This is a genomic window from Marinobacterium sp. xm-m-312 (assembly GCF_013283295.1).
Taxonomy (GTDB): Bacteria; Pseudomonadota; Gammaproteobacteria; order Pseudomonadales; family Balneatricaceae; genus Marinobacterium_E.
Window position 1 is genome coordinate 68,934 of the sequence record NZ_WBYS01000003.1, and the last position, 12,576, is coordinate 81,509.

Annotated in this window: 17 protein-coding genes; 10 read left to right on the plus strand and 7 right to left on the minus strand. The window is 49.5% G+C overall.

What is annotated here, in order from left to right; all coding sequences use genetic code 11:
• The first annotated feature begins 86 nt into the window (after positions 1-86).
• From rpoH to XMM312_RS04605, 7 genes are all read left to right on the plus strand, one after another.
• Entirely contained in the window at positions 87-947 is an 861-nt protein-coding gene (gene rpoH, locus XMM312_RS04575; RefSeq protein WP_173482621.1) for an RNA polymerase sigma factor RpoH, read from the plus strand.
• Between the two features lie 73 nt (positions 948-1,020).
• Complete coding sequence (locus XMM312_RS04580) at positions 1,021-1,404, plus strand: DUF423 domain-containing protein (protein WP_173482620.1); 384 nt, start codon at positions 1,021-1,023, stop codon at positions 1,402-1,404.
• Positions 1,401-2,099 carry a tRNA (guanosine(46)-N7)-methyltransferase TrmB gene (gene trmB, locus XMM312_RS04585; protein WP_173482619.1) on the plus strand — a complete coding sequence of 233 codons (699 nt, stop codon included), beginning with the start codon at positions 1,401-1,403 and terminating at the stop codon, positions 2,097-2,099. Before XMM312_RS04580 ends, trmB begins: the two co-directional genes overlap by 4 nt.
• 1 nt (position 2,100) lies before the next feature.
• Positions 2,101-2,316 (plus strand): VF530 family DNA-binding protein, encoded by a 216-nt coding sequence (locus XMM312_RS04590; RefSeq protein ID WP_173481892.1) that lies wholly within the window; start codon positions 2,101-2,103, stop codon positions 2,314-2,316.
• Between the two features lie 16 nt (positions 2,317-2,332).
• Positions 2,333-2,581, plus strand: a complete 249-nt coding sequence (locus XMM312_RS04595) for an RNA-binding protein (protein WP_173481893.1) — start codon at positions 2,333-2,335, stop codon at positions 2,579-2,581.
• Between the two features lie 38 nt (positions 2,582-2,619).
• Complete coding sequence (locus XMM312_RS04600) at positions 2,620-2,907, plus strand: hypothetical protein (protein ID WP_173482618.1); 288 nt, start codon at positions 2,620-2,622, stop codon at positions 2,905-2,907.
• Between the two features lie 65 nt (positions 2,908-2,972).
• Entirely contained in the window at positions 2,973-3,158 is a 186-nt protein-coding gene (locus XMM312_RS04605) for a CPXCG motif-containing cysteine-rich protein (RefSeq protein ID WP_173481895.1), read from the plus strand.
• Positions 3,159-3,253: 95 nt separating this feature from the next.
• On the opposite strand, the gene XMM312_RS04610 is transcribed toward XMM312_RS04605, so the two are convergent.
• From XMM312_RS04610 to purT, 4 genes are all read right to left on the minus strand, one after another.
• A complete protein-coding gene (locus XMM312_RS04610; RefSeq protein ID WP_173481896.1) occupies positions 3,254-3,526 on the minus strand; it encodes a hypothetical protein in 273 nt (90 codons plus the stop codon).
• A complete protein-coding gene (locus XMM312_RS04615) occupies positions 3,526-4,458 on the minus strand; it encodes an SPFH domain-containing protein (protein WP_173481897.1) in 933 nt (310 codons plus the stop codon). Before XMM312_RS04615 ends, XMM312_RS04610 begins: the two co-directional genes overlap by 1 nt.
• A 191-nt stretch (positions 4,459-4,649) precedes the next feature.
• The gene (locus tag XMM312_RS04620) at positions 4,650-6,452 is read right to left on the minus strand and encodes an ABC transporter ATP-binding protein/permease (RefSeq protein WP_254442850.1); all 1,803 of its coding nucleotides are present in this window, start codon (positions 6,450-6,452) and stop codon (positions 4,650-4,652) included.
• A 13-nt stretch (positions 6,453-6,465) separates the two neighbouring features.
• Complete coding sequence (purT, locus tag XMM312_RS04625) at positions 6,466-7,641, minus strand: formate-dependent phosphoribosylglycinamide formyltransferase (RefSeq protein WP_173481898.1); 1,176 nt, start codon at positions 7,639-7,641, stop codon at positions 6,466-6,468.
• A 126-nt stretch (positions 7,642-7,767) separates the two neighbouring features.
• Between purT and XMM312_RS04630 the strand changes: the two genes are divergently transcribed.
• On the plus strand, positions 7,768-8,616 hold the full coding sequence (locus XMM312_RS04630) for a WYL domain-containing protein (RefSeq protein WP_173481899.1): 849 nt from the start codon (positions 7,768-7,770) through the stop codon (positions 8,614-8,616).
• On the opposite strand, the gene XMM312_RS04635 is transcribed toward XMM312_RS04630, so the two are convergent.
• A complete protein-coding gene (locus XMM312_RS04635) occupies positions 8,613-9,455 on the minus strand; it encodes a fumarylacetoacetate hydrolase family protein (protein WP_173482617.1) in 843 nt (280 codons plus the stop codon). The genes XMM312_RS04630 and XMM312_RS04635 overlap by 4 nt on opposite strands.
• A gap of 150 nt (positions 9,456-9,605) precedes the next feature.
• Positions 9,606-10,001 (minus strand): hypothetical protein, encoded by a 396-nt coding sequence (locus XMM312_RS04640; protein ID WP_173481900.1) that lies wholly within the window; start codon positions 9,999-10,001, stop codon positions 9,606-9,608.
• A 143-nt stretch (positions 10,002-10,144) separates the two neighbouring features.
• Here XMM312_RS04640 and XMM312_RS04645 point away from each other — a divergent pair, with 143 nt between their 5' ends.
• Both XMM312_RS04645 and XMM312_RS04650 read left to right on the plus strand, forming a co-directional pair.
• The gene (locus XMM312_RS04645; RefSeq protein ID WP_173484163.1) at positions 10,145-10,849 is read left to right on the plus strand and encodes a response regulator transcription factor; all 705 of its coding nucleotides are present in this window, start codon (positions 10,145-10,147) and stop codon (positions 10,847-10,849) included.
• Positions 10,849-12,105 (plus strand): HAMP domain-containing sensor histidine kinase, encoded by a 1,257-nt coding sequence (locus XMM312_RS04650; protein ID WP_173488774.1) that lies wholly within the window; start codon positions 10,849-10,851, stop codon positions 12,103-12,105. Before XMM312_RS04645 ends, XMM312_RS04650 begins: the two co-directional genes overlap by 1 nt.
• A gap of 32 nt (positions 12,106-12,137) precedes the next feature.
• Here XMM312_RS04650 and glnK read toward each other — a convergent pair whose 3' ends face one another.
• A complete protein-coding gene (gene glnK / locus XMM312_RS04655; protein WP_173481903.1) occupies positions 12,138-12,476 on the minus strand; it encodes a P-II family nitrogen regulator in 339 nt (112 codons plus the stop codon).
• Positions 12,477-12,576: the final 100 nt, after the last annotated feature.

The following is a 12,576-nucleotide window of genomic DNA, read 5'->3' on the forward strand; positions in this document are numbered from 1 at the left end:
CTTTTTTGTCAAAACTGGGTCTAACTAGACAGTTAAAACGATTTAAAACAGTGTAAAAAACGAAAGTTTTTGAGGTTTAAAGAGAAATGGGCACTAGCTTGCAATTAGTTGAACATCTGACTCCGGGGCGCGATCTTGACGCTTACGTTCAGAATGTCAGCACTATCCCTATCCTCACTCCAGAGGAAGAACGGGAGCTTGCCGAGCGTCTGCATTTTGAGCAAGACCTTGATGCGGCTCGCCAGTTGGTTATGTCACATCTGCGCTTTGTTGTGCACATTGCGCGCAGCTACAAAGGCTACGGCCTTCCTCTCGGTGATTTGATCCAAGAGGGTAACGTTGGTTTGATGAAAGCGGTTAAACGTTTTGATCCAACCGTCGGTGTTCGTCTGGTGAGCTTTGCTGTTCACTGGATCAAAGCCGAAATGCATGAATTCATTCTTCGCAATTGGCGTATTGTTAAAGTTGCGACGACCAAAGCTCAGCGTAAGCTGTTCTTTAACCTACGCTCACAGAAGAAGAGCCTAGGTTGGATGAACAACGATGAAGTTGAAGCGATCGCAGAAGATCTAGGCGTTGATGCTGCAGTAGTGCGTCAGATGGAGGGTCGCATGGCCGCCACTGACATGGCCTTTGATGCGCCTGCTGCTGATGATTCTGAAGAGAGTGCGCCTGTTGCACCGGCACTGTTCTTGGAAGACAAGTCTGCCGATCCAGCCGAGCTACTTGAAGAGCAGGATTGGGAAGATAATTCTAACCGCCAGTTAGCCGCAGCGATGGGCCAGTTGGACGAGCGCAGTCGAGATATCTTGGCACAGCGTTGGTTGCTTGATGAAAAAGCAACGCTGCACGAGTTGGCCGCTAAGTATGAGGTCTCTGCAGAGCGTATCCGTCAGCTTGAAAAGAACGCGATGAAGAAAATTAAAAACGCTTTAGTCGTTATCTAACGGATGAAAGTGTTGTGAAAAAGCCGCATTAGCGGCTTTTTTTGTGTATGCTTGCGGCCCAAATGAGGTGATGATGCACGCGAAACGTTTTTTGATGATTGGTGCGCTTTTAGCGATGTTTTCGGTGATTTTTGGCGCTTTTGGTGCCCATTTACTGAAAAGCACCCTGTCAGCTGCTCGCTTTGAAACCTTCAGCACCGCTGTGGATTACCAGTTTTGGCAGGCTCTAGGTTTGATGGTGGTCGGTATTACCGGTTTTAAACTCAATAGTAAAAGCTGGCGCCTTGCTGGGTATTCGCTGTTGGCAGGGACGTTGATCTTCAGTGGCAGCCTCTATCTGCTAATCGCAACTGATACTGGTTGGTTAGGAGCGATCACCCCCATCGGTGGTATATTAATGATTATTGGCTGGGCACTGTTTGCCTGGTCGTTACGAACCTTACGGATAGAACAATGAGTGACACAGAACAGCAGCGCCCACACCGTACGATTAGAAGTTTTGTCGTACGCGCTGGACGCATGACAGAAGGGCAAGAGCGTGCAATGAAAGAGAACTGGCCTCTGTATGGGCTAGAACTTGAAGATGGCATGGTCGACTTTAAAACTCTGTTTGGCGATGATCGCCCCGTCACTCTAGAGATCGGTTTTGGTATGGGCGCGTCGCTGGTAGAGATGGCGCGCCGCTCACCTGAGAAGGGCTTTATTGGAATCGAAGTGCATCCTCCCGGTGTTGGTCGTTTGTTAGCTGATGCACGTGCCGAAGGGGTCGACAATATTCGCGTCTATTGTGAAGATGCGATCGAGGTACTGGCACAGTGCATACCGGATGGCTCTTTGGCGGGTGTGCAGCTCTTCTTCCCAGACCCTTGGCATAAGAAGAAGCACAATAAACGCCGCATTGTACAACCTGAATTTGCTCAAACCATTCGTCAAAAGCTGGCGATTGGCGGTGTCTTCCATATGGCGACTGACTGGGAGCCCTACTCAGAGCATATGATGGAAGTGATGAGTGCGGCAGAGGGCTATCAAAACCAGATGGGCGAAGGTCAGTTTTCGCCACAGCCAGACTTCCGCCCTGTGACTAAGTTCCAAAAACGGGGTGAAAAGCTAGGTCACGGTGTTTGGGATCTGATGTTCGAGCGCGTCAACTAAGATGGACAATCAACCGAATAATCCACTGCACGGCGTTAAGTTGGCTGATGTTGTCGAGCGTCTTGTGGATCATTACGGCTGGGATGAGTTGGGCGAGCGGATCGATATTAACTGCTTTCAGATCGATCCATCCGTTAAGTCATCCCTAAAATTTTTACGCAAACAGCAGTGGGCTCGCGATAAGGTAGAGCAGCTCTACATTGATACCTTCTGCTGAATAGAGAGAGTTAATTATGAAATTGTTAGTCCGTAATTTGGATCGTTCAACCACAGAAGCTGAGATTAAAGAGCTCTTTGAAGGTTACGGTAGCGTTCAGTACTGCACCTTGGTGATGGACGAGAAAACGGGCTCATCGAAGGGCTTTGGGTTTGTTGAAATGCCTAAGCCAGGTGAAGCGAAAGCGGCGGTTAAAAATCTAAACCACACACTGGTTGGCCGTAATATGATTCGTGTAAAAAAAGCGGAAGAGAGAGCGGACTGATCGCTCGAGTCACTTCTCAACTTAATTAAGGAGCCGATATGACAGCAATACTCCTCTCAATACTCTCTTCGTTAATTGGTGTGTGGGTGTTGGTATGGTTAATTGGTAATCTGCTGTTTAAGAAAAAGAGCTCGCCGCAAAAAGAGCTCTTCTCGCTACCATTAGCTTGGATGCTGGCCTCAATTGCTGGGGGTTACGCCATTGCTAACGGCGGTCCGCCACGCTTTGATGTGTCCCTGCTTCAGTACGGTATTGGCGCCTTTCTGCTGCTGATCTACTACGTCTCTGCCAGCTTTGCGAAAAAGCGCAGTAAAGATTCCGAGTAGTCATTGGGTGATCCAACGGGTTAAAGCTCACTTATAGAAGTTAACTCTTTAAGCTGAGATCGCCCATGCTGCCCAGTCAAAATGTACAGTGTCCCTATTGTTGGGAGATGATCGAGATTGTCTACGAGCCCGATGAGGCTGAGATGTTTGTCTGTGATTGTACGGTCTGTTGCCACCCCATCCACTTTTCTGTCTCAGTGGATGGGTATGGCGATTATTACATTACACCGCACTCAGAAGATGATTTCTGATCAGTCTTATTCGCGGCCTTTGTAAGACCGCTCCAACAGTGCGCCGACAGAGCTCCAACACTGGGTTGGAGCCTTATCGAGGATGAGGCGATAGATCAGTACTGGTTGATATCCTGATCACTCTTTTTATTGAACAGTGCGCGCAGAGCAATCAGCGTGATCACTGAGATAATACCGACGATCAGTAGCTCATCGATTACGCCAGAATCCAATAGGGTCGGGATCAGATTCAACTTAATCAATAGGCCCGTTAGGATTGACCCGATACCGAAGCTGATAGAGATGTAAGCGAGGTTCAACACCATCTCAATGATGATGAGCCCCAATCCAAGAATCAGCCAGCCGTTTCCGTTTGTAAAAAAATCCATCATTTACTCTTTAATCCGTCGCCAACGGTCTGTGCTAATAGCTCTAATGAGCCAATTGCTTTAGTGATGTCTGTCGGCATGATCACTGTTTTGCTGTTATCAGCTGCTGCAACCTCAGACAGTGCTGCAACCTGTTTCTGTAGAATATCGAAGTTGATCGCCGATTGCCCGCCGTTATTAATAGCATCGGCTATCATGCGCGTCTGCTCGGCGGTCGCTTCGGCTTTCACTTTTATCGCATAGGCATCTGCATCGGCCGCGACTCTTACCGCTTCAGCTTGCTTTTGTGCTTCGTAGAGTTGTGCCTCTGCATTCAGCTCCACAGAGCGTTTTTGGCCTTCTGCCTGCGCAACCTGTGCCCGACGCTGACGTTCTGCATTGAGTTGCTGACGTTGCGCCTCTTTGGTCTGCTCATCCACTTGAACATCGGTGATCTCAGTACGAGTAATCTCAATTCCCCAGACTTCAGCTGCTTTTTGCAGATTGGTCAGGATCTCTTCGTTCATCTGAGCGCGTGATGATTGCAGCTCATCAAGGTCCAGCTTGCCCGCTGCAGAGCGAACAATCGACTCGGCTGTCGTCTGAATGGCTTGATCGATGTTCTGAATACGGTAGACCGAGCGGGCCGCATCGGTAATACGGTAGAAGTTGGTCGCCTCTAGGATCACTTCAACGTTATCTTTGGTAATGACGCTGATCTCAAAGGCCGGTAGCTGGCGTTCAAGTATAGAGATGCGGTGACGCACTTGGTCGATCATAGGGACAATAAAGTTGATCCCTGCGTTCAGGGTTTTGGAGAACTTACCAAAACGTTCAACGACAAATACCTGTGACTGTGGAACAACCTTAACGGCAGACCAGGCGAGTACGAGGAAGAAGATTGCAAAAGCTAAGGTGACGATCATGCCGCCACTAAGGAATTCACCGTTCATTGATCACTCCAAATTGATACTGTTTTACTTAGCATAGTACATAGATTCAGATTAATCTTTGATGGAAAGCTTTAAGATTCGTTTTGGTGCCTGAGTGCATTTATCGCGGCCTTTTTAAGACCGCTCCAACAGAGCGCCAATAGTTCTCCAGCACTGGATTGGAGCCTTATCGAAGATGAGGCGATTGCTCTCTATTGTTGCTGTAGAGACCACATACCAGCATAAACGCCCTGTTGGGCAAGGAGTTCTGTGTGAGTACCCTGTTCCACCACTTCGCCTTTGCGCATCACTAGGATGTTATCGGCATCGATAATCGTCGACAGACGGTGCGCGATCACCAAACTCGTATGGTTTTTCGAGAGTGATGTAAAGGCGTTAAGGATCGCCTGCTCATTGTCGCTATCCAACGCTGAGGTCGCTTCATCAAAGAGCAAAATGGGTGGGCGTTTCAGAATCACGCGGGCAATCGCAATGCGTTGTTTTTCACCGCCAGAGACTTTTAGGCCACGTTCGCCAACCAGGGTATCCACCCCCTCAGGGAGTGCCGCAATGAAGTCGTTTAGGTTGGCCAGCTCAATCGCTTTGAGAACCTCTTCTCTGCTTGAACCTGGGCGTCCATAAGCCACGTTGTTGTAGATCGTATCGTTAAACAGGACGGTATCCTGCGGAACCACGCCAATCGCTTGTCGTAATGAGTGCTGAGTCACTTGGTCGATCGGCTGGCCATCTATGCTGATCTGCCCCGACTGAACATCATAAAATCGAAACAGCAGTCGCGCTAAGGTCGATTTGCCCGATCCACTTGGCCCGACGATGGCGACCTTTTTACCCGCTTCTACTTTGAAGCTGACACTTTTCAAAATTTGACGGTCGGGGTGGTAAGCAAAGTTGACGGAGTCAAAGCAAATGGCGCCCCCTTGAGTTATCAAGTCGGTTGCATCGGGGCGGTCGACAATCTTAGGCTGCTTCTTCAACAACCCAAACATATTCTCAATGTCTGTCAGGGCTTTGCGCACTTCACGGTAGACCATGCCAAGGAAATTAAGCGGCATGAATAGCTGTAAGATGTAGGCATTAATCATGACTAACGAACCCAGGGTCATGGCTCCGCTTGCAACATCCTCTGCGGCCAGCCAGAGCATTAAGATGATCCCTAGCGAGATGATGAATGCCTGACCGCTGTTGAGGATCATCAACGTCATGCGCGTTTTTAAACGAGCCGTTTCCCAGCTGGCTAGGTTTTTATCGTACTGGCTGGCCTCATACTCCTCATTGCCAAAGTATTTTACGGTCTCATAGTTGAGCAGGCTATCAATGGCTCGAGTATTGGCTTGAGAGTCGAGTTGATTGGTTTCTCGCACGTAGCGGTTGCGCCATTCGGTAGTGAGTATGGTGAAGTAGATGTAGATACCAACGCAGACCACAACCACCAATGCGTACCAGACACTGAAGTTGAACAGCAAAATGGCAGCAACGAGGCTGATCTCAATCAGCGTTGGTACGATGTTAAAGACCATCATCCTCATCAAAAAGCTGAAGCCATTACTGCCACGGTCAATGTCGCGAGAGATACCACCGGTCTGCCGAGAGAGATGGAAATCGAGTTCTAATGAGTGGAGGTGGCGAAAGACTTTGAGCACCATCCGGCGCATCGCTCTCTCTGTGACTCGGCTAAACACCGCATCGCGAGCTTCTGCAAAGAAGACCGAGCCAAAGCGGAGCATCCCATAGGCTACGACCATCGCAATGGGCACTGTAATCAATGGATTCAGAGAGGCATCTAGACCATCAACGATCTGCTTCAAAGCCAGTGGCATAGCAACCACTGCAAGCTTGGCGGAGATCAACAACAGAAACGCGACCGCCATGCGACGGCGATACTCCCATAAGTATGGCCAGATCATTTTAATGACCGACCAAGCCTCGCTCATGCCAACAGTGTTGCTGCTATTGGAGTCGCTCTTGTAGTGCCGGCCGCCGCCGTGTCGTGACATATTGAGTCTCTGATCAGTAGTTGATACTAACTTTGCCGGCAGCGGTTACCGCCTTCTCGATGGCCGCTTCAACGCTGTCAGCCTGACAAAGCGCCACACCTAGGCGGCGACTTCCAGCGATTTCGGGTTTTCCGAATAGACGCAGTTGCGTGTCGTTATCACTCAGCGCTTCCCTAACCCCATCAAATTGAATGTCTGTAGAGTGTCCATCACCCAAGATGACCGCTGATGCAGAAGCACCAAGCTGGCGAATGTTACCGATAGGGAAGCCGAGAATGGCACGGGCATGCAGCGCAAATTCAGAGAGATTCTGGGAAATCAGTGTGACCAATCCCGTATCGTGTGGTCGGGGTGACACTTCGCTGAAGTAGACCTCATCGCCTTTGATAAACAGCTCGACACCGTAAATGCCAAAACCCGCTAAGTTCTCGACCACTTTGCGAGCGGTCTCTTGTGAGCGTTGTAGTGCAAGATCTGACATCGCTTGTGGTTGCCAAGATTCACGGTAGTCACCCCCTTCCTGACGGTGGCCAATCGGTGCACAGAAGTGGATGCCATCAACGGCGTTGACCGTCAGCAGTGTGATCTCGTAATCAAAATCGACAAACCCTTCAACGATGACACGGCCTTTCCCGGCACGGCCACCCTCTTGAGCGTATTGCCAGGCCGGTGCCACATCCGCTTCAGAACGAACCAACGACTGCCCTTTGCCGGATGAGCTCATGATCGGTTTCACGACACAGGGAATACCAATCTCTTTGATAGCCTCTTGATAGTCAGCCTCAGTATCTGCGAAGCGATAAGCTGAAGTCGGTACTCCTAGTGTTTCAGCCGCTAGGCGACGAATACCTTCACGATCCATTGTCAGACGCGCGGCCCGTGCGGTAGGGACTACCTTGAATCCTTCGCTTTCAAGCTCAAGCAGTGTCTCGGTTGCTAAGGCTTCAATCTCGGGCACGATATAGTCCGGTTTTTCGCTCTCAACAACGGCACGCAGTGCACCACCATCCAGCATGTTGATGACGTGGCTTCGGTGAGCGACATGCATAGCAGGCGCATTTGCGTATCGATCTACGGCAATCACCTCTAAACCCAAGCGCTGAAGTTCGATGACAACCTCTTTACCGAGTTCACCAGAACCCAACATCATGACGCGTGTTGCGCTGTTACAAAGAGCGGTACCTAACATTTTTGACTCCTAAAATTTTTACTCCATATTACCATGCTAACAGGAGATCTGAGAGGGTATTAGAATATCCCCAACTTTGATTCTGAATGCGCTAGACTTTACCTAAAATGGGATGGAATAGATAAAATGGCAGTCACAATTAACGAGACATCTTGGCCGCAGCTGCAGCGCTTAAGGTTTATTGAGCGTCAGCTGTTGTGGGAGCGTGAAGTCACCGCGCCTATGTTGGTTGGGGCCTTTGGTATTGCTCGTCCAGAGGCGCAAGAGGCGATTAATACCTACTGTGAGTTCGCGCCTGAAAATGTTCGCTCCTATTCGCCATCTGATCGCAGTTACAAACCCACTCAGGGGTTTAAGCCTAAGCTGATTCCAGATTCGGCTGACTCGTTGATCACCATCTCCCGCCTATCGACTCCGGCGAACCCCGACTTCTTCTCTGTACCCGTATTGAATCGATCGACTGCGCCCGGCGCGTTAGCCACTATTTTGGCAGGCATTGAGAATCGAAGCCGTATAGAGGCGGTCTATGTTTCGATGCAGAATCCAGAGGGTTCACTTCGATCGATTACACCCTGTGCCATCATCAGTGCCAGCAATCGATTGCATGTACGTGCCTATTGTTGGGAGCGACAAGCTTATCGTGACTTTGTGTTAAGTCGCTTCCGCGGTGCTCTGACTCTTAAAGAGGGTGGAGATGAGCTGCCGGTCGACAATGCGTGGAATGAATCACTCTCTGTTCGACTGGTCGTTAATGACGCGCTTACAGCGGCACAACAACGACTGGTCATCGATGATTTTGACCTGGAGCAGCTTGAAGCGTTTGAGATTCGTAAAGCGCTGATCGGTTACTTTTTGCAGGCGAATCTACTACCCACCAGTGAGTCAGAGCTTAATGAGGCCAAAACTCACCCTGAGCGCTTCCCCGTGTTAGCGGTTAGTAACTCAGGTGAGTCGGTCATTAGTTACGCGTTTTAAGCATCGATGCAGAGCTGGTGCTGCTCACCGAGCCCTTCGATGCCAATTCGCACCCTATCACCAGCCATAAGATACTTTTGGGGTGATTGACCCATACCGACACCAGGGGGAGTCCCCGTCATAATGACGTCGCCAGCTTCTAAGGTCATAAATTGGCTCAAATAGGCGACGATCGTTTTGACATCAAACACCATCGTATTGGTATTTCCGTCTTGGAAACGCTCACCGTTAATCTCTGTAAACATCCTTAGATTTTGCGGATCAACGATTTCATCTTTGGTCACTAAGTAGGGCCCGATAGGGGCAAAGCTGTCATGGGATTTCCCTTTGTCCCAGCTGCCTAAACGCTCAAGTTGAAAAGCTCGTTCGGATAGGTCGTTGGCAAGACAAAAGCCAGCAATATGATCCATCGATTGATCTTCTGAAATGTATTTTGTTTTTTTGCCAATGACGATGGCCAGCTCGACTTCCCAGTCTGTTTTATCGGCACCACGTGGAATTTGTATAGGGTCATTTGGGCCTGAAATCGCGCTGGTGGCTTTCATAAAGAGAACGGGTTCTGAAGGAAGCTCCATACCCGCTTCTGCAGCATGATCTGAGTAGTTCAAACCGATACAGACTATTTTGCCAACCTCACCAATACAGGGGCCGACTCTTTCTGATGAATCGATAATGGGAAGTGAATCGAGATCTACCGCTCTTAATCTCTCGAGCGCTTGATTCGATAATAGATCGCCGTTGATATCTGGAACAACAGAAGAGAGGTCTCGAATCTGTTGATCTTTATCCAGAATGGCAGGTCTCTCTTGCCCTATGGCGCCGACTCGTAACAATTTCATTAGGAGCTCCTTATAGTTTAGGCCTAATTAACTATGCGGACCTAGTCAGGTCAAGAGAAACTAAAAAGGGAGCCGAAGCTCCCCACACTGCAAAAGGTTCTAACCTATTGTTGGTTTCAAAAACTCATTCAGAGCCTGCAGTGGTGTCTCTTAGTGTTTGCCGCCTTTACCACCTTTGCCGTGGCCGTCTTTACCAGAGTGCATGTTTTCGAACTTAGCGATTTGATCTTCTGTCAGCAGCGATTTTATATCTTTGTGCATCTGGTCACGCATGCCATCACGCGCATTGGCTTTCATGTTTTCACGCTGCTCTGCCGTTAGGGTCGCTTGCATCTGTTCACGATCCGCATCACGTTTTGTGAACATAGCTAAAAGCTGTGATTGTTGGTCGGCTGATAGATCCAGACGCTGAGTCAGTTTCTCAACACGATCTTCAGCGCTTTTTGGGCCACCTTTACCCCCTTTTTCATGTGCGTATACCGCGCCTGATAGTGCACCGATTGTTAGTGTTACAGCAGTAATTGAAGCGATGATTGTCTTTTTCATGTGAACTCTCCGTTCGTTGTTCGTTTCGATGTATCCATTATTGATGATGGCAATGCTAAGTTGGGTTGCGAGTTCGTAAAGTTGCGTAAAGTTTTGGGAGTTTGACGCAGCCAAGCGTAAACTGGGCCCAAATAGGAGTGAATATGAGCACACAAATACTGTTAGTTGATGACGATCTTGATCTGACGGACATGCTGGGTGAATACCTTGAGAATGAGGGGTTCTCAGTGACTCAAGCAGGGTCAGCAGAGCAGGCTATGGAGCTGTTTGATGCGGGTCGTCAGTTTGATCTCTGTGTGTTCGATATCATGATGCCTGGCCTATCTGGACTTGAGTTGCTGCAGCAGGTTCGTCCTAAGGTCTCTACACCTGTCATCATGTTGACCGGTAAAGGGGATGATATTGATCGCATCCTGGGACTAGAGATGGGGGCTGATGACTACCTGTCTAAACCGGCCAACCCGCGCGAGCTGCTGGCGCGTATTCGTGCCGTGTTACGCAGGTCTGTTCCCGTTAAAGAGGAGACTAACAAACAGACGCTTTCGGTTGGGGCAGTGAATCTTACCCCAGCTCGTCGAGTGGCTTGTGTTGATGAGATAGAGTTACAGCTAACCGCAGCTGAATTTAATGTGCTGGCTTTGTTGATGGAGCGTGCTGGGCAGGTCGCGTCAAAAGAGTGGCTGACCGAACAGGTACTGCACCGCAAATTAACGGCTTACGATCGATCGATCGATGTCCACGTCAGCCGTGTTAGACAGAAGCTTGAGCAGGCAAAGCCTGGCTTAGCCGAGATGATTAAAACAGTCCGTGGTGAAGGCTACCAGATGGTCGTTGGGGTGGAGGGTTAATGCGCTGGTATCAACATCTATTCTGGCGCATCTTCGGCGCCGTCTGGCTGGTCAGCACGCTTGGTATTCTTATCAGCTTGACCCTGTTCATCTCTGTCACTGATACTCCCGATCGCACCGAGAGCCAAAAGCAGAAAGCGACCATCATCGCAGAGCAGTTAATCTCCGATTATCAGTATGGGATGCAACGTAAAGAGCAGCGCCGACGTCTACCGCTTTGGATCTATGAGAAGCGATCCAATCAACTGATCTACTCGTCAGGTAGACGGTCACAACCCAAGGATGCAATGGTGACAGAGATCATCGCTGCTGATGGCACCCCATACCTCGTCTACTTCCCACCCGAACGAAATGAAGAGCTGTTTGAACGGATGTGGGGGTTCTTACTCTCCTTCCAAGTTTTGTGGGTCATTGCGGTCTCCTTTGGCAGCAGCCTTCTGGTCACGTGGTTAGTCGTCAGACCGATTAACGACTTGAAGGGGTTTGTTCGCCGCCTTCATCAACAGGGTAATTTAAGCAGTCGAGCAGAGGGTAAGCTCGTCAAGCGTGGCGATGAGCTCGGCCAGCTGGCTCGTGAGTTTAACCAGATGGTTGATTACGTTGAGCAGACGCTCGATAGCCAACGGCACCTTCTGCAGGATGTCTCGCATGAGTTACGAGCACCTTTAGCCCGTCTTCAGGCGGCCGCTGGTTTGGCAGAGCAGAAGTGGGGTGAGGATGATCGTACCCTGCAACGCATCAATAAAGAGTGCGTGAAATTAGATGGTTTGATCTCTGAAATACTGACACTGGCTCGCGCTAGAGATGCCGAAGCAACTGCACCAATTCTGGATGTGGCACTGCTGTGTCGGGATCTGGTTCAGGACGCTCGTGTCAGCGGTCCAGAGCATCAATTCGACCTGTCGCTTGCCGTCGCCGATGGAGCAACCATTCGAAGTGAGCCACTGAGTCGAGTCGTCAGCAATCTGTTGAATAACGCCATCAATCATACGCCAGAGGGTACGTTGATTAAGGTATCTGTCGCGACTGATAACGGCAGGCTAACGATTCGAGTGGTTGATAATGGGCCCGGATTACCAGAGTCGATTTTAGATTCGATTGGGCAGCCATTTAGACGTGGAGCTAACTCAGGTGGTTACGGTTTGGGTTTGAGTATCGTGACTCGAGCGACTGAACGCGTCGGTGGAGAGGTTCAGTTCAAAAACCTCTCGCCAACGGGGCTTCAAGTAGATATAAAAATGCCGCTAGCGAAATGATCGGTAGCGGCATTTTTGAAAAATATCGAAGCTTATAGCGCTTCTGAACCGGTCTCGCCAGTACGAATACGTACCACCTGCTCAACAGGCATAACGAAGATCTTACCATCACCGATCTTACCAGTATTGGCAGTCGAGCTGATCGCTTCAATGACTTGATCTAGCATGTCGTCGTCGATAGCGACTTCAATTTTTACCTTAGGAAGGAAGTCCACTACGTACTCTGCACCACGGTAAAGTTCTGTGTGACCTTTCTGGCGACCGAAGCCTTTAACTTCAGTCACAGTAACACCTTGGATACCAATGTCAGACAGTGCTTCGCGCACATCATCCAGTTTGAACGGTTTGATAACTGCCGATACCAGTTTCATAGTTTCTCCTTGTTGGATTGCGCAGGAGGCCTGTCCCAATCCGCTGTAAATTTTCATCCATTATGTACATGGATGGTTGAACCTTCAAGTTTCCTGATCA